Origin of the sequence: Glycomyces sp. NPDC048151 (assembly GCF_043202775.1) — a bacterium.
Lineage (GTDB): Bacteria > Actinomycetota > Actinomycetes > Mycobacteriales > Micromonosporaceae > Glycomyces.
Window position 1 is genome coordinate 239,035 of record NZ_JBIDBB010000001.1, and the last position, 24,776, is coordinate 263,810.

General features: G+C 70.7%; 23 protein-coding genes, 1 tRNA gene and 1 pseudogene. 20 read left to right on the forward strand and 5 right to left on the reverse strand.

The annotated features are described in order from the left end of the window. The first annotated feature begins 282 nt into the window (after nucleotides 1-282). From ACGGCP_RS01150 to ACGGCP_RS01200, 11 genes and pseudogenes are all read left to right on the forward strand, one after another. On the forward strand, nucleotides 283-1,278 hold the full coding sequence (locus ACGGCP_RS01150) for an NADP-dependent oxidoreductase (RefSeq protein ID WP_392959327.1): 996 nt from the start codon (nucleotides 283-285) through the stop codon (nucleotides 1,276-1,278). 41 nt (nucleotides 1,279-1,319) lie between these two features. Then, a pseudogene (locus tag ACGGCP_RS01155) lies at nucleotides 1,320-2,189 on the forward strand (alpha/beta fold hydrolase). A gap of 12 nt (nucleotides 2,190-2,201) precedes the next feature. Next, nucleotides 2,202-2,996 (forward strand): strictosidine synthase, encoded by a 795-nt coding sequence (locus ACGGCP_RS01160; RefSeq protein WP_392959330.1) that lies wholly within the window; start codon nucleotides 2,202-2,204, stop codon nucleotides 2,994-2,996. Between the two features lie 183 nt (nucleotides 2,997-3,179). Continuing rightward, nucleotides 3,180-3,779: a TetR/AcrR family transcriptional regulator gene (locus ACGGCP_RS01165; RefSeq protein ID WP_392959333.1), complete on the forward strand. Its 600-nt coding sequence runs from the start codon at nucleotides 3,180-3,182 to the stop codon at nucleotides 3,777-3,779. Between the two features lie 603 nt (nucleotides 3,780-4,382). Beyond that, on the forward strand, nucleotides 4,383-5,852 hold the full coding sequence (locus ACGGCP_RS01170; RefSeq protein WP_392960413.1) for a non-reducing end alpha-L-arabinofuranosidase family hydrolase: 1,470 nt from the start codon (nucleotides 4,383-4,385) through the stop codon (nucleotides 5,850-5,852). Between the two features lie 220 nt (nucleotides 5,853-6,072). Further along, the gene (locus tag ACGGCP_RS01175) at nucleotides 6,073-7,971 is read left to right on the forward strand and encodes a serine hydrolase (RefSeq protein WP_392959335.1); all 1,899 of its coding nucleotides are present in this window, start codon (nucleotides 6,073-6,075) and stop codon (nucleotides 7,969-7,971) included. Between the two features lie 12 nt (nucleotides 7,972-7,983). Further along, a complete protein-coding gene (locus ACGGCP_RS01180) occupies nucleotides 7,984-9,129 on the forward strand; it encodes a sensor histidine kinase (RefSeq protein WP_392959337.1) in 1,146 nt (381 codons plus the stop codon). Further along, a complete protein-coding gene (locus ACGGCP_RS01185) occupies nucleotides 9,126-9,782 on the forward strand; it encodes a response regulator (protein ID WP_392959339.1) in 657 nt (218 codons plus the stop codon). Before ACGGCP_RS01180 ends, ACGGCP_RS01185 begins: the two co-directional genes overlap by 4 nt. A 146-nt stretch (nucleotides 9,783-9,928) precedes the next feature. After that, nucleotides 9,929-10,069, forward strand: coding sequence for a hypothetical protein (locus tag ACGGCP_RS01190; RefSeq protein WP_392959341.1), 141 nt, complete (start codon nucleotides 9,929-9,931; stop codon nucleotides 10,067-10,069). A gap of 119 nt (nucleotides 10,070-10,188) precedes the next feature. After that, nucleotides 10,189-10,905, forward strand: a complete 717-nt coding sequence (locus ACGGCP_RS01195) for a hypothetical protein (RefSeq protein WP_392959344.1) — start codon at nucleotides 10,189-10,191, stop codon at nucleotides 10,903-10,905. A gap of 237 nt (nucleotides 10,906-11,142) precedes the next feature. Continuing rightward, nucleotides 11,143-12,207 carry a hypothetical protein gene (locus ACGGCP_RS01200; protein ID WP_392959347.1) on the forward strand — a complete coding sequence of 355 codons (1,065 nt, stop codon included), beginning with the start codon at nucleotides 11,143-11,145 and terminating at the stop codon, nucleotides 12,205-12,207. Between the two features lie 178 nt (nucleotides 12,208-12,385). On the opposite strand, the gene ACGGCP_RS01205 is transcribed toward ACGGCP_RS01200, so the two are convergent. From ACGGCP_RS01205 to ACGGCP_RS01215, 3 genes are all read right to left on the reverse strand, one after another. Beyond that, nucleotides 12,386-12,458, reverse strand: a tRNA-Ala gene (locus ACGGCP_RS01205). 198 nt (nucleotides 12,459-12,656) lie between these two features. Further along, on the reverse strand, nucleotides 12,657-14,024 hold the full coding sequence (locus ACGGCP_RS01210) for an amidase (RefSeq protein WP_392959350.1): 1,368 nt from the start codon (nucleotides 14,022-14,024) through the stop codon (nucleotides 12,657-12,659). Between the two features lie 29 nt (nucleotides 14,025-14,053). Further along, complete coding sequence (locus ACGGCP_RS01215; RefSeq protein WP_392959354.1) at nucleotides 14,054-15,199, reverse strand: cystathionine gamma-synthase; 1,146 nt, start codon at nucleotides 15,197-15,199, stop codon at nucleotides 14,054-14,056. Between the two features lie 93 nt (nucleotides 15,200-15,292). On the opposite strand from ACGGCP_RS01215, the gene ACGGCP_RS01220 reads away from it, so the two are divergent. Next, entirely contained in the window at nucleotides 15,293-15,556 is a 264-nt protein-coding gene (locus ACGGCP_RS01220) for a hypothetical protein (protein WP_208497153.1), read from the forward strand. Between the two features lie 93 nt (nucleotides 15,557-15,649). On the opposite strand, the gene ACGGCP_RS01225 is transcribed toward ACGGCP_RS01220, so the two are convergent. Beyond that, nucleotides 15,650-16,036, reverse strand: a complete 387-nt coding sequence (locus ACGGCP_RS01225; RefSeq protein ID WP_392959357.1) for a VOC family protein — start codon at nucleotides 16,034-16,036, stop codon at nucleotides 15,650-15,652. 65 nt (nucleotides 16,037-16,101) lie between these two features. On the opposite strand from ACGGCP_RS01225, the gene msrA reads away from it, so the two are divergent. From msrA to ACGGCP_RS01255, 6 genes are all read left to right on the forward strand, one after another. Next, entirely contained in the window at nucleotides 16,102-16,704 is a 603-nt protein-coding gene (gene msrA, locus ACGGCP_RS01230) for a peptide-methionine (S)-S-oxide reductase MsrA (protein ID WP_392959360.1), read from the forward strand. Between the two features lie 93 nt (nucleotides 16,705-16,797). After that, nucleotides 16,798-17,409: an ECF RNA polymerase sigma factor SigK gene (gene sigK / locus ACGGCP_RS01235; RefSeq protein WP_392959363.1), complete on the forward strand. Its 612-nt coding sequence runs from the start codon at nucleotides 16,798-16,800 to the stop codon at nucleotides 17,407-17,409. Further along, complete coding sequence (locus ACGGCP_RS01240; protein ID WP_392959366.1) at nucleotides 17,406-18,140, forward strand: anti-sigma factor domain-containing protein; 735 nt, start codon at nucleotides 17,406-17,408, stop codon at nucleotides 18,138-18,140. The genes sigK and ACGGCP_RS01240 overlap by 4 nt, the downstream gene beginning before the upstream one ends. A 132-nt stretch (nucleotides 18,141-18,272) precedes the next feature. Then, complete coding sequence (locus tag ACGGCP_RS01245; RefSeq protein ID WP_392959368.1) at nucleotides 18,273-19,763, forward strand: molybdopterin-dependent oxidoreductase; 1,491 nt, start codon at nucleotides 18,273-18,275, stop codon at nucleotides 19,761-19,763. Between the two features lie 56 nt (nucleotides 19,764-19,819). Then, entirely contained in the window at nucleotides 19,820-20,449 is a 630-nt protein-coding gene (locus ACGGCP_RS01250) for a fasciclin domain-containing protein (RefSeq protein ID WP_392959371.1), read from the forward strand. A gap of 58 nt (nucleotides 20,450-20,507) precedes the next feature. Further along, a complete protein-coding gene (locus tag ACGGCP_RS01255) occupies nucleotides 20,508-21,701 on the forward strand; it encodes a cryptochrome/photolyase family protein (protein WP_392959373.1) in 1,194 nt (397 codons plus the stop codon). Here the strand turns inward: ACGGCP_RS01255 and ACGGCP_RS01260 are convergent. Continuing rightward, nucleotides 21,674-22,177 carry a MarR family winged helix-turn-helix transcriptional regulator gene (locus ACGGCP_RS01260; RefSeq protein WP_392959375.1) on the reverse strand — a complete coding sequence of 168 codons (504 nt, stop codon included), beginning with the start codon at nucleotides 22,175-22,177 and terminating at the stop codon, nucleotides 21,674-21,676. The two genes, ACGGCP_RS01255 and ACGGCP_RS01260, sit on opposite strands and share 28 nt — an antisense overlap. A 105-nt stretch (nucleotides 22,178-22,282) precedes the next feature. Between ACGGCP_RS01260 and ACGGCP_RS01265 the strand changes: the two genes are divergently transcribed. Continuing rightward, a complete protein-coding gene (locus tag ACGGCP_RS01265) occupies nucleotides 22,283-24,367 on the forward strand; it encodes an MMPL family transporter (protein ID WP_392960416.1) in 2,085 nt (694 codons plus the stop codon). 142 nt (nucleotides 24,368-24,509) lie between these two features. Continuing rightward, a complete protein-coding gene (locus tag ACGGCP_RS01270) occupies nucleotides 24,510-24,749 on the forward strand; it encodes a hypothetical protein (protein WP_392959378.1) in 240 nt (79 codons plus the stop codon). The last annotated feature ends 27 nt before the right edge of the window (nucleotides 24,750-24,776 follow it).

The following is a 24,776-nucleotide window of genomic DNA, read 5'->3' on the forward strand; positions in this document are numbered from 1 at the left end:
CGTGAGGTCGTGCCGGGAGCTCCGCACCGCGATCCGGCACAGGGCCTCCTCGTACCGCACCCGCCTGTGGTCAGCCTCGCGGGCGACGACGTCGCCGTGCCGCTCGCCGGGTGCGGTCCAGCGGCACGCCCGCCCGCCTCGGCCAGCGGAGTCTCGCTGCCTCCGCCACCTGCTCTCGATGTGATCCCGGTCGTTGCAGCGGTTCCGCTTGACGAAAGAACTGAGTCGAGTCATAATTGAGGTAAGTCAGAAATTGAGCGAGCGTCACCGAGGGAGCGAGCAATGAAGGCGTACGTCGTCAAGGAATACAAGGCCCCGCTGGAGCTGGCGGAGGTCCCCGAGCCCGCCGTGGGCGAGCACGACGTGCTCGTGCAGGTGCGGGCCGCGAGCCTCAACCCGCTCGACGAGAAGATCCGCGCGGGCGAGTTCAAGCAGATCCTCCCGTACGACCTGCCGCTCGTCCTCGGCCACGACCTCGCGGGCACCGTCCTCCGCGTCGGCGCCAAGGTCAGCGGATTCGAACCGGGCGACGAGGTGTACGCCCGCCCCGGCAAGGACCGGATCGGCACGTTCGCCGAGCGCATCGCCGTCCCCGAGGCCGACCTGGCGCTCAAGCCCGCGTCGATCAGCATGGAGGAGGCGGGTTCGCTGCCGCTGGTCGCCTTGACCGCCTGGCAGGCCCTGGTCGAACGCGGCGATGTGCGGCCCGGGCAGCGAGTGCTCGTCCATGCCGGGGCCGGGGGCGTCGGGTCGATCGCGATCCAGCTCGCCAAGCACCTGGGTGCCACGGTCGCGACGACCGCGAGCGCGTCGAACGCGGACTTCGTGCGCGGACTCGGCGCGGACGTCGTCATCGACTACCGCACTCAGGACTTCGAGAGGCTGCTCTCCGGATACGACCTGGTGCTGGACAGCCTCGGCGGGAAGAACCTCGAGCAGTCCCTGCGCGTCCTGCGCCCGGGCGGCAAGGCGATCGGCATCGCCGGGCCCCCCGACCCGGCCTTCGCCCGCGAGATCGGCGCGAATCCGGTGCTGCGCCTGGCGGTCGCCGCCCTCAGCAGCGGCATCCTCCGCCAGGCCCGCAGGCTCGGCGTGCAGTACGAGTTCCTGTTCATGCGCGCCAGCGGCGACCAGCTCCGCGAGATCACCGCCCTCATCGACAAGGGCGCGATCCGGCCTGTCGTCGGCAAGACCGTCACCTTCGCCCAGACCCCCGAGGCCCTCGGAGCGCTGGAGCGGGGCGGCTTCCGCGGCAAGGCCGTCATCACTGAAATCTGACCGAATCAGCAGACCGTCACCACCGTAAGAAGGAGCAAGACATGGACACGCGAGACCACTCGGACGACACCGTCGTCACCTCCTAGGTCGCAGCGCCCACGCGCACCGTCACCGCGGGCGGCGTCGACTTCGCCTACCGCGAGCTGGGCCCGAAGGGCGGCATCCCGGTCGTCCTCTTCGTCCACCTGGCCGCGACCCTCGACTACTGGGACCCGCGGATCGTCGACGCGATCGCCGAGAACCGCCATGTCATCGCCTTCGACCAGCGCGGCGTCGGCGCCTCCAGCGGCGAGGTCCCGGACAGCATCGAGGCGATGGCCGACGACGCCTACGCGTTCATCAAGGCGCTCGGCTACGACAAGATCGATGTCTTCTCGTTCTCGCTGGGCGGCTTCATCGCCCAAGCGCTCATCGCCGAGCACCCCGACCTCGTCCGCAAGCTGGCCCTGACCGGCACCGGGCCGAAGGGCGGCAAGGACATCGACAAGGTCGCCGGTCTCACCTACCTCGACATCCTGCGGGCGACGCTGACCCGCTCGGACCCGCGGGAGTTCCTGTTCTTCAACCGCGACGCCGCCGGCAAGAAGGCCGCGAAGGCCTACGTCGAGCGGACGACCGGTGCACGCACCGAAGACCGCGACGCGCCGATGCCGTTCAAGGGCTTCCGGACGCAGTTGAAGGCCATCAAGAAATACGGCCGCGGCACGCCGCACGACCTGTCGAAGCTCACGCAACAGGTCCTGATCGCCAACGGCGACAACGACCGCATGGTGCCCTCTGTCCTCTCCGAGGACATGCACCGCCGCATCGATGGCTCGGAGCTGGTCATCTACCCGGACTCCGGACACGGCGGGATCTTCCAGTTCCACGACGAGTTCGCGCCCGTCGCCGTCAAGTTCCTCGGACAGTAAGGAGGCAGGGCAATGGTCTACCGCCTGCGCTACACCAAGAAGCCGCTCTCCAGCTCGATCTCGCTGTGGATCCGGGGCGATCGGCCCCGCCGGGAGGGCATGGACTACTGGAAGGGCCCGCACTCGAAGATCATCCGTGTCACGCCGGGCTTCGACGAGTACCGCCAGATCCATCTGGCCGAGGACAACCCGGGACGTTGGCCGGCCACTCCGGGCGTCGAGACGGCCATACCGGCCGATCGCCGGATGGACGGACTCGCCGAGGTCGCCTTCAAGTCGGTCCTGTCCCCGCTGCGAGGCCGGAAGCAGACGAAACTGGCCTACAAGGACGAGGTGAACGTCTTCCGCCGGACGCTGCTCTACATGGGGCCGCCGAACTCGGCCCGCTGGTACCACGTCGCCGCACCCGGCGATGCGGCCGGGGCCCGGGCCATGGTCTACCTCAGGAGGAAGGACGGCGTCGGCACCGGCGCCTTCCGCCGGTACCTCCACGAGGAGTTCGTGCCCGCCCTCGCGGACACGCGAGTGCTGAAAGAACTCCGCACGCAGGTGTTCATGCCCTGGAACCGGCGGCTCTGGGACACACCCGATGTCGCGCACGACAATCCCGTCGACCAGCGGTTCCACGCCTCGCTGATCCTGGGGTTCGCCGACGCCGACGCCCGCCGGGCGTTCTACGCCGGCGACGCGGTCGCGAAGCTGTCGAACCGGCTCGGCGAGTTCGTCTCGGCGGTACACGCCTACGACGTGACCGGGACGCTCACCTTCGTCAAAGAGGGAACGATCTTGCAGCACTACCAGGAATGACCGACCGAGCACGACGGGGCGTCCAGGGCGAACGAGTCCCGTTCGCCACGGCGCGTCGATCGGCCGTGAAAGTCATCGCCGCAGGCCGCAGCGCTTCGGGCCGCCGTGGGAGAATGCATCGCGATCCGAGCTCACACACCAGTCATGACCGACTGGGGTCATATTCGACTTCCGGAGGACACCATGCCAGCCGCCTCGCAGCGGGTCGGACGGCGCGAGCGGAACAAGCAGGAGAAGCTCGACCGCATCACCGCCGCCGCCCGCGAACTCTTCGCCGAGCACGGCGTCGACGAGGTCACCACCCAGCAGATCGCCGACAAGGCCGACATCGGCACCGGCACGCTGTTCCTCTACGCCAAGACCAAAGGCGACCTGCTCCTGCTCGCACAGAACTCCACCTACGCCGACGCGCTCGCCCGAGGCAAAGCGGACGCCGAGCACACCGGTGACACGCTCGACGCCGTCATGGCCATCGTCCGCCCCGTCGTCGAATGCAATCGCAAGCACGTCGGCAACGGCCGCACCTACCTGCGGGAAATGGTCTTCGGGGACCCCGAGGAACCGCACCGCCGCTCAGCGCTGGCACTCGCATTCGAGACCGAAGCGGCGATCACCGCCGTACTGCAACGCGAGCTGCAGGCCGAACCCGGCGCCGCCACCCTCGCCCACATCGTCTCCGCGATCATGTACCTCGCCATGGCCGCCCCGAACAACACCGACCGCACCGTCGATGAACTCCTGCAGGAAATCCGCGAACAGGTTCGTACGCTCCTGCCGAACTGAACAAGGCGACGGGGCGATCCGCGACGGCCTCCGATGCCCGGCTGGTGCGGCTGCCGCTCGGGCAGCGCTTGGTTTGCACACGACGGCTCAGAATCCAGCTCAGCGCTTGTCCGATGAATCCAAGGGTGCCGTCGAGACCTCGTGCCGTGAGTGCCGAGCAGGACGCCGCAGTAGTGCCCGACCCCTTCGCCCTGGCAGTGCCGGAGCGAGGTGAGGATTCCCGACGACCCGTCGGTGAACGCGCGTTCCTCTGCCGGGCGCATGGCGGCGCGACAACGACAAGAGGAGCGGTCGGTCCGGCCATTGACGAAACATCGATACGTCTCTATAGTTCGAAGCGCCGGAAAGACATCAGATGTTTCGGAGTCGAGCTGCGATATGTGAGCGATAACAGATATTTCCCATGCCTCCGTCCGGCGGAGAGGGCCCGATCTTCTCGATCCCGTCCCGCTGGACCCGAGGCATCGCCGCGCTCGCGGCGGCCTTCGCTGACTGGCCGATCCGGCACCCGCCAGTCCGCGATCGCCTGGGCCCACCCGTAGCAACGGACCCTCACCTCCAAGACCCGACGAACCTCGAAGAAGGAGGCCATCAATGGCCTGGATGGAAAACCCCAAGAGCCGCAGGCGAATGCTCCTCGGCGGGGCCGGCGTGCTCGCCGGGGCCGCCGCCGCGACCGTACTCAACCCGTTCACCAACTCGGCTGCAGCCGCCACGGTCGACACCTCCGCCTGGTATGTGCTGGTGAACCGCAACAGCGGCAAGGCCCTGGACGTCAGCGGCGTGTCCACCGCAGACGGGGCCCTGCTCCAGCAGTGGACCCGCACGAACGCCAACAACCAGCAGTTCCAGTTCGTGGACGCCGGCGGCGGCTACTACCGGATCAGGGCGCGGCACTCGGGCAAGATGCTCGACGTCTCCGGCTGGTCGACCGCCGACGGTGCCGCCGTTCACCAGTGGACCGACCACGGCGGCGCCAACCAGCAGTTCCGGCTGGCCGACTCCGCCGGCGGCTACGTCCGCCTGATCAACCGCAACAGCAACAAGGCGGTCGAAGTCCAGAACGCGGCGACCAACGACGGCGCGAGCGTCGTGCAGTACAGCGACTGGGGCGGCGCCAACCAGCAATGGCAGCTCGCCCTCGTCGGCGGTGGCGGCGGCGCCTGCGCCCTTCCGGCGACGTACCGCTGGACATCGACCGGCCCGCTCGCGGAGCCGAAGAACGGGCAGGTCTCGCTCAAGGACTTCACCGCCGTCCGCCACAACGGCCAGTACCTCGTCTACGCGACGACGCACGACACCGGAGACGCCTGGAACTCGGTGGTCTTCAGCCCGTTCACCAACTGGTCCGACATGGCCTCGGCCAGCCAGACCAGGCTGACGAGCTTCAACCCCGTCGCCCCGACGCTGATCTACTTCGCCCCGAAGAACATCTGGGTGCTCGCCTACCAGTGGGGCTGGCCGTACAAGTTCTCCTACCGCACGTCGACCAACCCCGCCGACCCCAACAGCTGGGGCCCGCACCAGGAGCTCTTCAACGGGCAGCTTCCCGTGAACAACCCCATCGACCAGACCCTCATCGCCGACGACCAGAACATGTACCTGTTCTTCGCCAACGACGAAGGCCAGATCTACCGCGCCAGCATGCCTCTCGGCAACTTCCCGAGCAGCTTCGGCACCAGCTACCAGCTCGTCATGAGCGACACGAAGGCGAACCTGTTCGAGGCGGTCGAGGTCTACAAGGTCCAGGGCCAGAACCAGTACCTCATGATCGTCGAGGCCATGGGCAGCGGTGGGCGCTATTTCCGCTCGTTCACGGCCACCAGCCTGAACGGCACATGGACGCCGCAGGCCGCTACCGAGTCCAACCCCTTCGCGGGCAAGGCCAACAGCGGTGCCACGTGGACCAACGACATCAGCCACGGCGACCTGGTGCGCACCAACCCCGACCAGACCAAGACCATCGACCCCTGCAACCTGCAGTTCCTCTACCAGGGACGCAGCCCGAGCTCTGACGGCATGGACTACGGCCTCCTGCCCTACCGCCCGGGTCTGCTGACCCTGCAGCGCTAGCGGCACAACGCAGGCCCGGCCGGGTGCCCCCGGGCAGCGGGCGGGCTCATACCGAGCCCGCCCGCAACAGACCGCCGTCGGCATCGACGAGCACGCCCTGGACACGCTGCCCGTGGCTCCCTCTCGCGGGGGAGCCCGGAAATGGGTTGCTTCGGCGATGCCGCCGGGTCCGATTTCTCCGAAGATTGAGCACGTTCCCGCCTCGATCCTTGGAGCAGCGTTGTTGAAGAGAACAGTCGTCCCAGCCCTCGCCGCAGCCGCGCTCGGCGCACTGCTCCCGGTGCCGGCCGCCGCCGATCCCGCCTCCGAAGCCGCAGTGCAAGGCACCGATGTGGCTGCGATCGTGGATCCGTATATCGCCGACGCACTCGCCGCCGAGAACATTCCGGGAGCGGCCGTCAGCTTCGTCGCGAACGGCGAGACGGTCTACTCCGAGGGTTTCGGGGTCGCCGATCTCGATTCGCGCACCCCTGTCGATCCTGAGCGGACCGGTTTCCTGATCGGCTCGCAGGCGAAGCTGTTCACCGCGCAGGCGGCGCTGCAACTGGTCGCAGCGGGCGAACTCGACCTCGACGCCGACGTCAACACCTACCTCGACGACTTCCAGATCGAGGACGCCTTCCCCGGACACCCGGTCACCCTGCGGCACTTGCTGACCCACACGGCAGGCTTCGACGACGACTTCCTGGTCGGCAGCGGCGGCACCGATCCCGCCGATATCCCCGACTTCGGTGAGCGGATCGCCGAGGTCCAGCCCGAGCGGGTGCGGACCCCCGGAGTCTCGGTCACCTACTCGAACTACGGCGTGGCCCTGGCCGGGTACCTGGTCGAGACCGTCTCCGGTGTCCCGTACGAGGAATACGTCGCCGCGAACGTCCTCGCCCCGCTCGGCATGGACGGCACCACGGTCGCGCTCCCCTACCCCGAGCCGATCACCGCCGGACTCGCAACCGGATACGCCCTCGACTCGGGCCGGAACGAACCCGCAGACCTCGCCTGGGCGGACTTCCCGGCCGCCGGGGCCGGACCGGTCGCGACCTCAGCGGACATGGCCCGCTACATGATCGCCTCCCTCGCACACGACTCCCGCATCGGCCCCGGGGTCGCGGAACAGATGCTCCAGCGCCAACACACCGAGGACGACGCCCTGCCCGGCATGGGATTCCAGTGGGAGCAGCTCGTCATCGGCGGCCACGACGCCTGGTTCAAAGGCGGCGACTTCCCCGGCTTCCACTCCACCATGTTCCTGCTCCCCGAACACGGCATCGGGCTCCACGTCATCGCCAACGGCGACGGCTACAGCGGCTCCGGCATCGACGGCAACGCGCTCCTCGACCGTTTGATCGAAGCCCTCCTCCCCGCGATGGCGGCGCCCGCTGCAGAGCCCGTGCCCGACGCCGAATCCGACACCTATGAGGGTTGGTACCACTCCAGCCGCACCAGCGAGAACAGCCTCTACAAACTCAAGTCCCTCTTCGAAACCCCGATCCGGGTGCGCGCCGTCGAAGACGGCGGGATCGTCACCGACGGCATCTGGGAGGACGGCATCGAATGGGTCCAAGTGGCCCCCGGCCGCTTCCAGCGGCCCGGCACCTGGGACCAGCTCGTCTTCGACCCCGACGGCACGATCGCTGTCAGCGGCGCGACCGAAGTCCTCGAACCGACCCGCCCGCTCGACCACCCCTACCTCCACCTGGCACTCCTGGGATTCGCCGTCGTCACCGCACTGGCGGGCCTGTTCGCACTGCCGATCGCGGCGCTCATCGCGCGACGCCGTGGCGCTGAGCGGACCCGAACGGCAAGGGCCGCAGCCTGGATCGGCTGGACGGCCTGTGCCTCGATCACCACAGCGGTCGTGCTGCTCATCGCACTCGCGGCCGTCCCCGCGACGTTCCAGGTCGCCGTCGCCACCGCCTCGGCCCCGCTGGCGGTCATGCTCACCGCGACTTCCCTGAGCGTGCCGTTCGCCGTCGTCATGACCGCCGCCACCGCCATGGCATGGACGCGGCGCCGGTGGCGCGGTCCCGGCCGGATCGGCTACACAGTCCTCACTCTGGCCACGGTCGCCTTCGCCTGCGTCGCCACGGTCTATAACATGACCGGGCCCTCCTTCACCTGAGAACGATGCACGATGCGAATCGAACTCCGCTGGTCCACCCTGCCGCCCTTGGCGATCGACGCCGCCGTCGCACTGGCGGTCCTGGCCGCCCACACCGCGCCGTTCCTGCTCTCCACCCGAGTCGCCGACCCCGCCGCGGGCTGGACGCTCCCGCAATACCTGCCGGTGCTCGCGCTCGCCGCGCCGCTGCTGTGGCGGCGACAGGCCCCGTTCACGGTCCTCGCCGCGGTCCTGGCCGCCCAATTCGCCTACACGATGTTCGATCCCGACATCGCGCCGCAAGAGGTCCCGTACGCGGTCCTGGTCGGGACCTACACCGCGGCAGCCTACGGCTCCAGGCGATCCCGGGCCTGGTCCGCCGCCCTGCTCGGAGCGGCGGGCGCCGTCCAGCTCCTCGGGGTGCTCCTGCGGACCCCTTCCGGTGAGACCGTCGCCAGAGGACTGATCCTCATGGCCACAGCGTGGATCCTCGGTCGCCTCACCGCGAACCGGAAGGCCCTCGCCGAGCGGCTCCGCGCCGAGAAGGAGGCCGAGGCCCGGCAGGCCGCGGCCGCCGAGCGTGCCCTGATCGCCCGCGACATGCACGACATCCTCGGCCACGCGATCAGCCTCATGGTCGTCCAGGCCGAAGCCGGCCCGGTCGTGGTCCGCACCGACCCGGACCGGGCCGAAGCTGCTTTCGACGCGATCGCCGAATCCGGACGCGGCGCGATGTCGCAGGTCCGTACCCTCTTGGGGCTGTGGGAAGACCGCGACAGGTCCGACACTGCTCCGCCCTCGATCGCGAGCATCGCCGACCTCGTCGCCGGAGCCGACCGCACCGGCACGGACGTGACGCTCACCGAGACCGGCGACCCGGTCCCGCTGACGCCGGACGCCGAGGTCTCGGCCTACCGAGTCGTCCAGGAATCCCTCACGAACGTGCTCAAGCACGCCGACGCGAGCAAGGCCGCCGTCAACCTCGACTGGGAGCCAAATCGACTCGTGATCACCGTGGCCGACGACGGCGCCGGACGACCCGCGACCGAAAGCGCCGGTCGCGGCCTCATCGGCATCCGCGAGCGCGCCCGCGCCTGCGGCGGCACCGCGGACTTCGGCCCCGGCCCCGGCGGCCGCGGCTTCCTCGTCACCGTCCGCCTGCCCAGGAGCCGCACATGACCATCCGCATCGTCATCGCCGACGACCAGGAGCTGGTGCGCTCGGGGTTCACCATGATCCTCGACGCCCAGCCCGACCTGGCCGTCGTCGCCGAAGCCGCCGACGGCGCGGCGGCAGTCGCCGCAGTGCGGGAGCACACGCCCGACATCGCCCTGCTCGACGTCCAGATGCCCATCATGGACGGCATCGAGGCGACTCGGCGCATCTGCGCCGAGACGGACGCGAAAGTGGTCATCCTGACGACCTTCGACCAGGACGACTACGTCTACGAATCCCTCCGGGCGGGCGCAAGCGGCTTCCTCCTCAAGGACGTCCGCCGAGACGACCTCGTCCACGCCGTCCGCGTCGTCCACGCCGGCGAAGCCCTTCTCGCCCCGGCGGTGACCCGCCGCATCATCGACGACGTCGCCCGCCGCCGAGTCCGGCCCCGCACCGATGCCGCGATCCTCGACGCCCTCACCGCCCGCGAACGCGAGACCCTGACCCTGCTCGGACGCGGACTGTCCAACCCCGAGATCGCCCGCACCCTCGTCGTCAGCGATCACACCGTCAAGACCCACGTCTCCAACGTCCTCGCCAAACTCCGCCTCCGCGATCGCACCCAAGCGGTCATCACCGCCTACGAGACCGGCCTCATCACCCCCGGCGAATGACCGACATCGCCCTCGCAAGAGGCACGGCGAGCCAGTAAGAACGGCCTTCGCGCCCCGACCCCCCGCCGACTCCCAGAACACCAAACCCGGGCATAGACCAAGTGGCCATCGAATGGATGGCCGCTCACGCTCAATATTTCCGTCTGGTGGAGCTTGCAACGGCCTACTTGAACCCAACACCCCAGCTCAACCACCGCTGCGAAGCCGGGACCCGCCAGCAAACCCTCGCGGACCGCCACGGCATCAGCCTCTCGAGCGTCAAGCGGCTGCTCCGCTCCGCAAGCTGATGAGGGTAACCGTCATCAGTCCTCGGAAAATACGGAATGGCACGCCTTGAGGGTTAGCAGTCCTTACGATCACGCCCGAACGTCGACACTCGATCGACCGGCGATGAAGGATGGCGTCCATGGACGGGACTGGAAGACGCTGGCGGACCGCAGCTGTAGCGATCGGAGCGGGGATCGGTCTCCTGTTCGCCACGCCCGGGTTCGCAAGCGTTGACAACGACTTGGCGCGGTTGGTCGAGCTCAACCCTGGGGTAAGCGCAGCCGAACTCGAGGAGGCCGCGCGTGACTGGGCGTCCGCGAACGGCGTCACCTACGCCGATGCACTCGCCCGAGCCCGGTCGGAAGCCGAAGCGGCACTCGGGGAATCCAGCACGGGCGGTGACTGCTCGAAACGCGCCATCGGTGAAGCACGCAACAAGGGCGACGTCTTCCACTCGACGTCGTCGCTGGCAGGCGTCGAGCACGGCCATACCGGCCTGTACCGGGCGACGAACTACATCACGGAGGCCCCTGGCCCGAACAAGAAGAGCGACACGTTCGAAGCCGCCGGGCGCCGCTACTGCGCGACCATCTCGAAGATGTCCGTGGACACAAGCGGCGGAAATCGGAGCGAGGCTGCGGACTACGCGGACGCCTCGCTCACGGGGAAGAGCTACGACCTCAAGTTCGCGTTCAACAAGGACGACAGCGTCGATTGGCTCAACTGTTCCGAGCTGGTGTGGAAAGCCTACAAGCGGTCGGTGGACGTGGACTTGGACGGCGACGGGGGCACGACGGTCTTCCCGGCTGACATCCGCGATTCGAGCCTGACCGATACGTACGAGACGCTCCGTTGATGCGCGCGACTACCGCGCCGAACTGTACGTATTGAAACCATTACGATCGGCATCGTGGTGGTTGAAACTCGGCGACGCGCGGTAGTCGGCTCCCTTTCGGTCCTCGCCCTCGCAAGCGCAACCCTGGCCGGATGCTCCAGCTCGCAAACCGTGTACGAGAACGCCCTGGTGGCAGCCGAGTCGGCCAGCCTCGGCGGAGCAGTAGCCGCTTTCACAGTCGGGCCCGCGAGCAACGAGATGACCTCAGTCTTGGGCGAGACGGATCTGCCCGGCTACGTGGTTCTCGTCGATCCGGACGGCTCCATCCGCACTGTGAAGACCGGCGGCATGGACCTTGCGACGCTCGCGTGGGCTCCGGACAGGCTCCACTTCGCAGACGGCAAAGCCGATTACACCCTCACGGACGCAGGGCTGGATCGGGTCGAGATTCCGAAGGCCGCCGCCCAGAACTTCCTGATCCCCCTCGCGGACGGCGCGGCCGTCGGCGTCTACAACGATGGCCACACCGAGAACGGCTACGTCAACCAGGTCGCCGTGTCCGCCAACGGACACGGCGACGTGTACGACATTGAAGGCAACTACTTCGGCGGGGCCGACTGCGACGGGACGGTATACGGCCTCGCCGCCGACCCCGGCGCACACCTTGACGAGTCCGCGACCCTCACCGGAATGCGATCGGAAGCCGACCCGTCGCAGCATCCGCAGATGCTCGCCCAGCTGTACCCGCGCGGCACCGACAGCCCCGAGACCGTCATCGCATGGCGCGCCTCGTTCTCATCCGGCGTCACCGGGCAGGTTCCTTGCGAGGACGGCATCATGACGTTCCTGTCCGACGACGTCGCCGCAGACGGAACCGAGCGCGGCACCGTCGTCACGTGGAACACCCGCACCGGCGAGCACACAACGGTCCCGCTGTCCTATTCGAGCACCCCGGCCCTCGAAGCAGACGCCATAGACTACGGGCACTTCGACGCGATGTCCCTGACCGGAGAACAGTTCGAATGGGTCGCCCCAGACGGGAGGTTCCTCACCACCGATGTCAGCACAGGCAAGACCCGCCTCTTGTTCGACACCGGCATCGGCAACGAGGTCGGCGGCGACGGCACCTCGCTGTGGGCGCTCGGCTCAACCAAAGTCCATGCGTTCCATCAGGACTACACCGATGACGCGAGCCCAGTCACCTACCACGTGTTCGACCGCGCGACCGGCGAGCAGGTCACTGAGACCGAGTTGCCGATCCGCAGCGACGAGATCAACGTCAGCTATCTCGGCTGGTGGAGGATGGCAGTCCGGCCCGAGTAAGCAAGCATTTTCAGCTCGCGCGGCCGGCGCACTCGCAGCATGGCACCTCGATTCGAGGGATATCGGACCTGACGTCGCGTTCGGCGGACAATACGCCGCAAGGCACGTGCACAGCGCCGCAAGGCAAGAAAAAGAGCCCTTCAAAACGAAGGGCCCTCTTGTTCTGTATATCCGTTTGTGGAGCTTAGGGGATTCGAACCCCTGACCTTTTCCATGCCATGGAAACGCGCTACCAACTGCGCCAAAGCCCCTTGATTGGCGTTCTCAAGGCCGTAGACCTTGGAACCGGCACTACTTTACACGGTGTCGCGAGGCGGGCCCCAAGAGGGGCTGGAGACGGCGGTCACGTTGGTGAGCTGGGGGTTTGCGGGCCTGGTCAATCGGGTCGGCGGAGTGGTCCGGGGTGCTCGAAAGGGCGGGCTCCCGAAGGAGCCCGCCCTTTCTATACGTCAGTCCCAGCTGAGGCCGGGGGCGTAGCGGCGCGGGCGGAGCTTCGCGATGAGCTGCGCCGCGACGTCGAAGAGGCGGCCGGTGGAGCCGGGCGGGCCGACGAGCTGGACCGTCGCGGGGGCGCCGTCGCTGCGCATGCCGACCGGGACGACCAGGGCCGGGAGCCCGGCGAGGCCGAACGGGGCGGTGAACGCGGCGGCGCTGGCGAGGTGGGTCACGTTGGCGCGCAGGGTCTCCTTGGACCATTCTTTGGCCGCAGGGGGCGCGGCGGGCAGGCCCGGGGTGATCAGCAGGTCGTAGTCCTCGAGGTCGAACCAGTCCTCGAGATGGCGGCGGACGCGGTTGCCGTCGCCGAGGACGCCGCCGAAGAGGCCGCGCAGGTACGTCTTCTCGCCCACGGACACGAGCCGCTTGGTGCGCCGCTGCAGCCCGTCGGGGCCGCACTTGAGGCTGCGCAGGTACGCCGCGCAGGTCCAGGCCCCCGAGGAGGCCGGGGTGAGGCGGGCGCCGAAGCGGGGCTTCGCGCGGAACGTGTCGTGGCCGAGGTCGGTGAGGGAGCGCACGGCCTTGAGCAGCCACTTCGTGGCGTCGTCGTCGACGCGCGCGGGGAGCGGCGCGACGTTGGTCGCGGCGATCCGCAGGCGGCCGGGGTCGCCGGTGGAGCGCGGGTGGCGGTGGGTGAGCGCCGCATAGGCGAGCGCGGCGTCCTCGACGGTGGTCGCCATGACCCCGGTGTGGGCGCCGAGCCAGTGCTCGGGGTCCGTGTTGATGTCGGCGGGGACGTGCTCGGGGCTGTAGGCGACGATGCCGCACGCGGCGGCGGCGGTGCGCACGCCGCCCGCCGAGCCGGGCCCGTCGAGGCCGATGCCGATGGGCGCGGCCCCGGTGGCGACGGCGATCGCGGTGCCGCCGCTGGGCCCGCCGACGCCGCGGTCGGGCCGCCAGGGGTTGGCCGGGACGTTCCCGTCGTCGTCGGTGGCGGGCCAGAGCCCGAGCTCGGAGGAGCGCCCGAACGCGACGACGACGGCGCCCGCACCGCGGATGCGCTGCACCGCTTGGTGGTCGGTGTCGGCGATCGGCAGGACGGCGGCGTTGGAGCCGAGCCGGGGCGCGTGCCCGGTGACGGCGAGCTGCTCGCACACGGCGACAGGGACCCCCGCCGCGGGCAGGGAGTCGCGGTTGTCGATCTCGTCGACGGCCGCGGCCTCGGCGAGCGACTCGATCTTGCGGACGCTGGTGAGGGCGCCTTCGGCCTCCCGGTGGTCCTCGATGCGGCGGAGGTGGTGGTCGACGACGATCGCGGCGTCGGCGTCGCCGCGCCGGACCGCCTTGGCTATCTGCTGCGCGGTGGTTCCCGACCAGCTCACTGCACGTCCTTCTTTCTCGCGGGGGAGATCTAGCCCAGGGCCTGGCGCAGGTCGGCCAGGAGGTCGTCGGCGTCCTCGATGCCGACGGACAGGCGCACGAGGTCCGCGGGGACCTCGAGGGCGCTGCCTGCGGCGGAGGCGTGGGTCATGCGTCCGGGGTGCTCGATGAGGGATTCGACGCCGCCGAGCGATTCGCCGAGCGTGAACACCTCGGTCCGGGCGCACAGGTCGACGGCGGCCTGCTCGCCGTCCTTGTGGCGGAAGGAGATCATGCCGCCGTAGCGCTTCATCTGCTTGCCCGCCACGTCGTGCCCGGGGTGGGTGGAGAGGCCCGGGTAGCGGACCTCGGCGACCTTGGCGTGCCCGGCGAGGAACTCGGCGACGGCTTCGGCGTTGTCGCAGTGGCGGTCCATGCGCACCGCGAGGGTCTTGATGCCGCGCAGGGTGAGGAACGCGTCGAACGGTCCGGCGACGCCGCCCATCGAGTTGTGGTGGAACGCGATGGCGTCGGCGATCTCGCTGTCCTGTACGACGATCGCACCGCCGACGACATCGGAGTGGCCGCCGATGTACTTGGTCGTGGAGTGCACGACGAGGTCGGCGCCGAGCGCGAGCGGCTGCTGCAGGTAGGGGCTGGCGAAGGTGTTGTCGACGACGGTGAGTGCGCCGCCCTTGCGGGCGAGGTCGGCGAGCTGCTCGATGTCGGCGATGTTGAGCAGCGGGTTGGTGGGCGTCTCGATCCACACCATCTTGGTGCGCTCGTTCATGGCCGCGGCGACTGCGGCGGTGTCGGCGATGGGCGCGGCGGTGTACTCGACGCCCCAGCGCTTGGCGACCTTGTCGAAGAGGCGGAACGTGCCGCCGTAGGCGTCGTCGGGGATGACGACGTGGTCGCCGGGGGCGAGGAGGGCCCTGAGGATGGTGTCCTCGGCGGCGAGGCCGGACGCGAACGCGAAGCCGCGGGTGCCGCCTTCGATGGAGGCGAGGCAGGCTTCGAGGGCGGTGCGGGTCGGGTTGCCCGACCGGGAGTACTCGTAGCCGCCGCGCAGGCCCCCGACGCCGTCCTGCTTGTAGGTCGAGGTGGCGTAGATGGGCGGGACGACCGCGCCGGTGAGCGGGTCGGGCTCCTGCCCGGCGTGGATGGCGCGTGTGGAGAACCCCTGAGCCTCATGCATGGTCCCTACGCTAACCGACGCGAGTACCACTGCCTATGGATAGGCACGCTATCGTGCAGTCAACACTTTCCCACTTCAGTTAAGGGGCGCCTCATGGGCTTCGACGAAGTACACAAGATGGACATCACCGGTGACGGCGTCGACGAGACGGTCGGCGTGCGCCGCAACGAGGACGGATCCGTCGAGTACCACGTGGACATCGACGGCGACGGCACCGCGGACATGAAGGCCGTGGACGTCGACGGCGACGGCGTGATCGACCACGTGCTGCTCGACCACGACGGCGACGGCAAGTACGACGCGGCCGTGGTGGACGCCGACGGCGACGGCGAGCTCGACGCCGTGGCCGAGAAGTAAGGACCCCGCTCTCCTCGGCAGGACCCACGGCCGACGCCGTGCAGACTTCGCGCCGCGGGCGCCCCATCGGCGGGGCGCCCGCGGCGTCGCTTTCTACGCCTGGGCGCGTTCGGCTTTGGAGCGTTCGACGCAGAACTCGTTGCCCTCGGGGTCGAGCATGGTGACCCAGCCGGTGCCGTCGGGCCTGCGGTGGTCCTCGTAGACGGATGCGCCGAGGCCGAGCAGCCGCTCGACCTCCTCGTCGCGGGTCGTCTCGGGGGTGAGGTCGAGGTGGAGGCGGTTCTTCACGGCCTTGCCGTCCGGGACGTTGATGAACAATAGGCCCGTGCCGCCGCCGGCGGGGCCGATGAAGCACTCGGTGTGCTCGGGCAGGTTGGGGTCGTCGGGGTTCTCGGTGTAGCCGGTGACCTTCGTCCAGAACAGCGAGAGGCTGTAGCCGTCGCGGGCGTCGAAGGTGATGTGGTTGATAGATGAAGCCATGCGCATAAGCTAACGTGCCGCGTCGACGGCTGGCGATCGTTATTCGCGCGTGACAGACTTGCCTGATGAGCACCGAGCACCCGATCCTGCACCACGACATCGAAGGCTCCCCCGGCCCCGGCGCCGAGACCGCCTACTTCGGCATGGGCTGCTTCTGGGGCGCCGAACGCCTGTTCTGGCGCGTCCCCGGCGTGTGGACGACCTCCGTGGGCTACATGGGCGGGAACACCCAGAAGCCCTCCTACGAGGAGGTCTGCACGGGCCTGACCGGCCACGCCGAGGTCGTCAAGGTCGTCTGGGAGCCCGGCGCGGTCGCCTACGAGCAGCTGCTCAAGGTCTTCTGGGAGAACCACGACCCGACGCAGGGCATGCGCCAGGGCAACGACGTGGGCACCCAGTACCGGTCGGTCCTGTTCACCACCACCCCCGCGCAGGCCGCGGCCGCCGAGGCGAGCAAGGAGGTGTTCGACCCGATCGTGCGCGCCGCCGGGCTCGGCCCGATCACGACCGCGATCGTCCCCGCCGGGCCGTACTGGCTCGCCGAGGAATACCACCAGCAGTACCTGCACCACAACCCGAACGGCTACTGCAACCACGGCCCGAACGGCCTCTCCTGCCCCGTCGGCGTCGTCAAGGCGCAGGTCGAGGTGGAGCCGCCGCGTCCCTGAACCGGCGCGAGATTTCCGGGGCGCGTACCCATCCGGCCGCACTCCGGCTCCGAACTCCCTGCGACCAGTAGCGCCGACGTGGGAGTGTGAGGGATGTTCGACACCGGCGCCGGGGCCGAGCCCCGGAAGGAGCCGCGCCTGACCGCCGTCCCGGGCGAGCCCGAGAGCCCCGAGGCGCTGCTCCACCGCACCGCACTCGGCGAGGACGAGGCCTTCGCGGCGCTCTACGACCTGATGGCCCCGCGCGTCTACGGCCTGTGCGTGCGCGTCCTGCGCGACCCGGCCCAGGCCGAGGAGGTCGCGCAGGAGGTCCTGGTCGAGGTGTGGCGCACCGCCACCCGGTTCGACGCGCGGCGCGGATCGGCCGGGGCCTGGATCACCACCATCGCCCACCGGCGCGCCGTCGACCGGGTCCGCTCCGCGCAGGCCGCGGGCGACCGGGAGCGCCGCGCCGCCGCGAGCGGCGCCGAGCCCGCGTACGACGCCGTCGCCGAGGCCGCCGCGAGCCGCCTGGAGCACCGGCAGGTGCGCCGCTGCCTCACGACCCTCACCGAGCTCCAGCGGCAGGCGGTCACCCTCGCCTACTACGGCGGGCACACGTACCGGCAGGTCGCGACCCTGCTGGAGACCGCCGTCCCCACCGTCAAGACCCGCATCCGCGACGGCCTCGCGAAGCTGCGCGACTGCCTGGAGGTGGCCCGATGAGCACCGACGTCCACACCCTCATCGGCGCGTGGGCCCTCGACGCGGTCGAACCCGAGGAGCGCCGCCTGGTCGAAGCGCACATGACCGAGTGCGCCTCGTGCGCCCAGGAGGCCGCCGAGCTGCGCGAGGCCGTCTGGCGGCTCTCCGACGTGACCCTGGCCGAACCGCCTGCGGCCCTGCGCGAACGCGTCCTCGCCGAGGTGCGCCGCACCCGCCAGGAGGCCCCGGCCGCGAGCGAGCCCGAGCCCGCGCCGCGCCGCGTGCGGCGCCCGTGGCGGCTGCCGCGCCTGCGCCTCGCGTTCGGAGCCGCCGCGCTCGCCGCCGCCGCGGCGCTCCTGGGGGTCTTCGTGACCTGGAACGTCATGCAGCCGGGCGAGACGCCGGAGGCCGATCGGATCGCCGCGGTCCTGGAGGCCCCGGACGCCGAGGTCGCCGTCCAGGCGGCCGAGGGGGGCGGGCGCGTCACCGTGGTCGCCTCCGCGTCGCTCGACGAGGCGGTCGTGGTGGTCTCGGACCTGGCCGCGGTCGACGACGACCACTCGTACCAGGTGTGGCTGGTCGACGCGGCCGGCCAGGAGTCCGCGGGCGTCATGGACCCGGGCGACTCCTCGGCCACGATGTGGATCGAAGGACTGGGCGACACCGAGGTCATCGGCGTCACCGAAGAGCCGGCGGGCGGGTCGACGGACCCGACCCTGCCGATGGTCGCCGACGTGGCACTGCCCGCGTAGGCGCCTGGGGAGGGCGGGGGCCGGGTCCGGGGGATCCCGGCCCTCGCTGCGTTTTCTCCCTGTTTGCGGTATTAATCCGAAATTTCTCGCTCCGGGACCCATCCGGGGCCCGCCCGGCCCCGAATACGGGGCATGAACGGCAGAACGATCGGAGCGCTCGCGGGCATCGCCTGCGCGGCCGTCGCCCTCGCGGCGGCACAGCTGGCCGCCGCGGCGGTCGCCCCCGGCAGCGCACCCGTCGCCGCTGTGGGCGCGGTCATGGTCGACGCCGTGCCCGAACCCGTGAAGGCGTTCGCGATCCGCACCTTCGGCGTCCACGACAAGCTGGTGCTATTCATCGGGATCGGACTCGCACTCGCCGCCGCCGCGGCCCTCGTCGGCGTCCTCGCACGCCGCCGGATCGCGGTCGGCTACACGGCCCTGGCGCTGCTCGGCGCGGCGGGAGCGGCTGCCGCCCTCTCCCGGCCCGCGGGCACAGCCGCCTGGGCCCTGCCCTCTCTGGTCGGCGCCGCCGCCGGCGCGCTCACGCTGGGGCTGCTCTACCGCCGCCCCCTGACGGCCGGAGCGCCCGGACGCGCCGTCGACCGGAGAGGTGTCCTGCTCGCCCTCGCGGGGGCGGGCGTGATGGGAGCGGCCGGATGGCGCCTGGGCGGTACGGGGGAAGTCGAGACCGCCCGCGGCGCCGTCCGGCTGCCGGAACCGGTCGACGCCGGCCCGGCCGGCGAAGGCCTCGACGTCGAAGGCCTCACCTCCTACCTGACGCCGAACGCCGAGTTCTACCGCGTCGACACCGCTCTGGTGCTCCCGCGGGTCCTGCCCGACGACTACCTCCTGCGCGTCACCGGACGCGTCGACCGGCCGCTGGAGCTGAGCTACCGGGACCTTCTCGACCGTGACCTCGTGGAACGAGAGATGACGATCTCCTGCGTCTCCAACGAGGTCGGCGGCACCCTCGCCGGGAACGCCCGCTGGCTCGGCGTCCCCCTGTCCGAACTGCTCGAGGAGGCCGGCGTCCAGCCCGGCGCGGACCAGGTCGTCGGGCGCTCGCACGACGGCTGGACCGCCGGGACCCCCACCAGCGCCTGCACTGACGGCCGCGACGCGCTCGTCGCGATCGGCATGAACGGCGAACCGCTGCCGATCGAGCACGGCTTCCCCGCGCGCATGGTCGTCCCCGGCCTGTACGGGTACGTGTCGGCCACCAAGTGGCTCGTGGAGATCGAGCTCGCCTCGTTCGCCGACTTCGACCCGTACTGGGTCCGCCGCGACTGGGCCGCCGAGGCTCCGATCAAGACGTTCTCCCGCATCGACACCCCCAAGCCCCTCAAGACCATCGCCGCCGGGCGCACCGCCGTCGCAGGCGTCGCCTGGGCCCAGCACCGCGGCATCGAGCGCGTCGAGGTCCGCGTCGACGAAGGCCCCTGGGCCGACGCCGAACTCGCCCCCGTCATCGGCCCCGACACGTGGCGCCAATGGCTGTGGGAATGGGACGCCGGACCCGGCCGCCACAAGCTGGAGGTCCGCGCCACCGACGCCGAGGGCGACACCCAGACCGCGGAACGGGCCACGCCCTTCCCGGACGGCGCGACCGGCTGGCACTCGGTGGTCGTCACCGCCGCATAGACCGCACGACCGCCGGGGGCGACCGCTCCCGGCACCCGATGAGAGAGGCAAGACCGATGAACACTCGATTCCTGACCCGTGCCGGAGCACTGGCCGCGGCCGCCGGATTCGCGATCGCCATGTCCGCCTGCTCCGACGACGGCGGCAGTGACGACGCCGCCGACGAGACCACCTCCACCGAGGAGACCATGGAGGAGGAGACCACCGAGGAGATGGCAGCAGCCGAGTTCGGCGCCGCCTGCTCGGCCGTCCCGGCCGACGGCGAGGGCAGCTTCACCGGCATGGCCGACGACCCGGTCGCCACAGCCGCGAGCAACAACCCGGAACTGTCCACATTGGTCACTGCTGTGACCGAGGCGGATCTGGTCGACACGCTCAACTCTGCTGAGGACATCACCGTGTTCGCGCCGGTCAACAGTGCGTTCGCCGCGATCCCCGAGGCCGACCTGCAGGCCGTCCTGGCCGACCAGGAGACGCTGACCGGCATCCTCACCTACCACGTCGTCGCGGGCGAGCTCGCCCCCGAGGAGCTGGCCGGCGAGCACACCACCCTTCAGGGCGAAACGCTCACGGTGACCGGCTCCGGCGAGGACTTCACCGTCAACGACTCGGCGACCGTGGTCTGCGGCAACGTGCAGACCGCCAACGCCACCGTGTACCTGATCGACGCAGTGCTGATGCCCTGACCGATACGCTCCCGGGGGTCGTCCGCAATGGACGGCCCCCACGACACTTGGAGCCGCCATGCCCGCCACCGCCCTGCTCCTCTTCACGGCCGACCTGCGCGTCCACGACAACCCGGCCCTGGCCGAGGCCGCCCGCGCCGAGCAGGTCGTGCCGCTGTACGTCGACGACCCCGCCCGCGCGTCCAACCCGAACCGCCGCCGCCTCCTGCTCGACGCGCTCGCCGACCTGCGCGCCTCGCTCCGCGACCTCGGCGGCGACCTCGCCGTCCGCCGAGGGGACACTGTAGAGCTCACGATGGCCGTCCGTGCCGAGACCGGCGCGGACGCGGTCGTGTGCGCCGCCGACGTCGGGCCGTTCGAGACGGGGATGCGCGAACGCCTCGCCGCCGCCTGCGCCGCCGAACGCGTCCCGTTCGCGCTCACCGCAGGGCCCTCCGTCGTCGAGCCCGGCCGCCTCCTGCCTTCGGGCGGCGGCGACCACTACAAGGTCTTCACCCCGTACTGGCGCGCCTGGTCGCAGACGCGCTGGCGCGACGAGGCCGCCGAACCCGACGCGCTGCGCGTCCCCGAGGACTTCCCGAAGAGCGACGACCTGCCCGAACCCGAAGGGGCCGCGCCGGACCTGCCCGCGGGCGGCGAGCGCGCGGCCCTGGCCCGGCTGGACGCGTGGGCGCCGGACGCGGGGGACTACGCCGAACGCCACGACGACCTCGCCGGGGACCGCACCTCACGCCTCAGCCCGCACCTCGCGCTCGGCTGCCTCTCCGCGCGCGCGTTCGCGACCGACCCGCGCGTCCCCGAGGCCGCCGTGCGGCAGCTGTGTTGGCGCGACTTCCACCGGCAGGTCCTGGCCGCGTTCCCGCGCCTGGCCGACACCCCGTACCGGCCCGGCGCCCGCGACGACTGGGACGCCGACCTCACCGCGCTGCGCGCGTGGCAGGAGGCCTCCACGGGGATCGGCATCGTCGACGCCGGGATGCGCCAGCTCGTGCGGGAGGGCTGGATGCACAACCGCGCCAGGCTCATCTGCGCCGGATACCTGGTGAAGACCCTCGGCCTCGACTGGCGCGACGGCGCCGCCATGTTCGCGCGGCACCTCGCCGACCTCGACGAGGCGAACAACTGGGGCAACTGGCAGTGGACGGCGGGCACCGGCAACGACACCCGCCCCAACCGCGGGTTCAACCACGCCCGGCAGGCCGAGCGCTTCGACCCCGACGGGGCCTACCGGCGGCGCTGGGGGCCCTCGTGACCCCACTCGGCGCCGACCTCGCGCATCGCCTCCGTGCTCACCGCCAGAAAGCGGGCGACGACCTCCCGCTCGGCCGCGTCGAATCCGGTCCAGGCCTCGGCGAAGGCCGCCGCGAGCGGCACGAACATGCGCCTCCCCTCGTCGAGGGCCGCTTCGGGGACCTCGAGCGCCACGCGGCGGCGGTCCCCGGCCGGGCGGGTCCGCTCGACGTGGCCGAGCGCTTCGAGCCGGTCGATGAGCGCGGTCGTCGCCGACGGGCTGAGCCGCAGCTCGCGGGCGAGGGACGTGGGCGACATCGGGTCGCCGCGGCGGGCGGCGTCGAGGATGAGCGCGAGCGCGTTCACGTCGGTGCGGTGCAGGCCGTGCCGGGAGCCGAACGCCTCGGCGTACCGGTCGGACTCGACGGTCAGGGTCTGCAGCAGGCGGGTGAGGTCGAGGTCGGTGAGCGCCTGCTCGCCGCCGGTTTCGCGGGTCATGCGACCCATCATCCCCCATGATCCCGGCCACGCCGCCGTTTAATACTTCGATCATCGAACTATCCTGACGTGGAAACACCCGTGACGAACCGAGGAGACCAGTCCATGGCCCCCGACCGACCCGTACCGCGACTGCGCTGGCTCCTGCCCGCGCTGCTCGCCCTCGCCTGGCTCGCGATCGGCGCCTTCGCAGGCCCGTTCGCCGGGAAGCTCAGCGAGGTCGCCTCGAATGACGGATCCGCGTTCCTGCCGTCCACCGCCGAATCCACCGAGGTCAACGACCTGCGGGCCGCGTTCGACGACACCGGCGCCACCCCCGCGATCGTCGTCGCCGAACGCCCCGGCGGCCTCACCGAAGCCGACCAGGCCTACCTCCAGACCGCCGCCGCCGCGCTCGCGGACCTCGAATTCAACGCCGGACCGCCGATCCCGCCGCAGCTCTCGGCCGAGACCCCGCCCGAAGCGGCCCAGCTCGTCGTCCTCGTCGACGCCGGGGCCGAGGAGTCCGAGGCCGTCGCCGAGATCCGCGAGGTCCTCGAGACCGACCGCCCCGACGGCCTCGATGTGCTCGTCACCGGCCAGGCCGCGCTCGGCGCCGACCTCGGCGAGGCCTTCGCGGGCGTCGACGGGCTACTCCTGCTCGTGGCCGCCGCCGTCGTCGCGGTCATCCTCGTGCTCGTCTACCGCTCCCCGCTCCTGCCGCTGCTCGTGCTGCTGTCGTGCGGGTTCGCGCTCGCCGCCGCCAGCGCCGCCGTCTACGCCCTCGCCGACGCGGGCGCGATCGACCTCAACGGGCAGAGCCAGGGCATCCTGTTCATCCTCGTGTTCGGCGCGGCCACCGACTACGCGCTGCTGCTGGTGGCGCGGTTCCGCGAGGAGCTCCTCGCCGGGGCCGACCGGTTCGCCGCCGTCCGGCGGGCCCTGCGCGCCACGATCGAGCCGATCGCCGCCTCGGCCGGGACCGTGGTCCTCGGCGTCCTGTGCCTGCTGTTCAGCCAGCTCGAGTCGAACCGGGGCCTGGGGCCGGTGGCGGCCATCGGGATCGGCGCGGCGTTCCTGTCCGCGGTCACGTTCCTCCCGGCGGTGCTCGCGCTGTTCGGGCGGGCCGCGTTCTGGCCGCGCCGCGTCAGGCCCGGGAAGGCCGCGCGCCGCTCCCGCCTGTGGTCCTCCGCGGCCGGGCTCGTCGCCCGCCGCCCCCGCGTCGTGTGGATGACGACCGCCGCGGGCCTGGCCGTCGCCGCCGCGTTCATGCTGCAGCTCAAGGCGGACGGCACCGCGCAGACCGACGTGTTCCTCACCGACGTCGACTCCGTCGCCGGGCAGGAGGTCCTCGCCGCGCACTTCCCGGCCGGGTCGGGCGCGCCCGCCGTGGTCGTCGCCGACGCCGACTCGCTCGACGCGGTCCTCGCCGCGACCGAAGTGGACGGCGTCGCCGAGGCGGCCCCGAAGACCGACGCCTCGGGCGCGGTGCTCGAAGCCGAAGGGCTCGTGATGATCGAGGCCGTCCTGGAGGACGCGCCCGACAGCGACGCCGCGATGGACACTGTGGAGCGGCTGCGGGACGCGGTGCACGCCGTCGACGGCGCCGACGCGAAGGTGGGCGGCGCCACCGCCATCCAGCTCGACACGCTCGAAACCTCCGAAAGGGACCGCGCAGTGATCATCCCGATCGTGCTCGCGGTCATCCTCGCGGTCCTCATGCTGCTGCTCCGGTCGATCCTCGCGCCGCTGCTGCTCACCGCCACCGTCGTGCTGTCCTTCGGCGCGACCATGGGCGTCTCCGCGCTCGTCTTCAACCACCTCTTCGGGTTCCCCGGGGCCGACCCCACGGTCGTCCTCTTCGGGTTCGTGTTCCTGGTGGCGCTCGGCATCGACTACAACATCTTCCTGATGACGCGGGTCCGCGAGGAGTCGGCGCGGCTCGGCACACGCGCCGGGACGCTCCGGGGCCTGGTCGCCACCGGCGGGGTCATCACCTCCGCCGGGGTCGTGCTCGCGGCGACGTTCTCGGCGCTCGCCGTCCTCCCGATCCTGTTCCTCGCGCAGATCGCGTTCGTCGTCGCCTTCGGGGTGCTCCTCGACACCGTGATCGTCCGGTCCCTCCTCGTCCCGGCCCTCACCTTCGACCTCGGCCGGACCGTCTGGTGGCCCTCCCGGCTCTCCCGGGTAAGGCCCCTCAGCCGAAAGTAAGGGACTGAGGGGGCATCAGGCCGGAAACTAAGGCGGGTAAGGGCCCGCCCGACGCGGACGCCTGATGCCCCCTCGCCGGCCTCAGCCGGAGCATTGGTGTCAGGCCGGAAAACCCCGGCCAACGACACCAAAGGAAGTTCAGATGAACGACTTCGACCTCCACTACCTCCACTACGCCCGCTCCGAGGAGCTCATCAAGCAGGCCGAGAACGAACGCCAGGCCCGCGAGCTCGTCAAGGCCGCCAAGGCCACCCGCCGCGGCGGCGGGCACGTCCGCCACGAGGGGCTCGCCGCCCGCGTCGCCAAGGCCCTCGGCCGCGGCGACCGGGCCGGCGAGCACGCGGGCGGGCAGGGCTCCGCCCGCGTCCAGCCAGCGAAATGACAGGCGCGGAACGTCATAGGCCCGTGT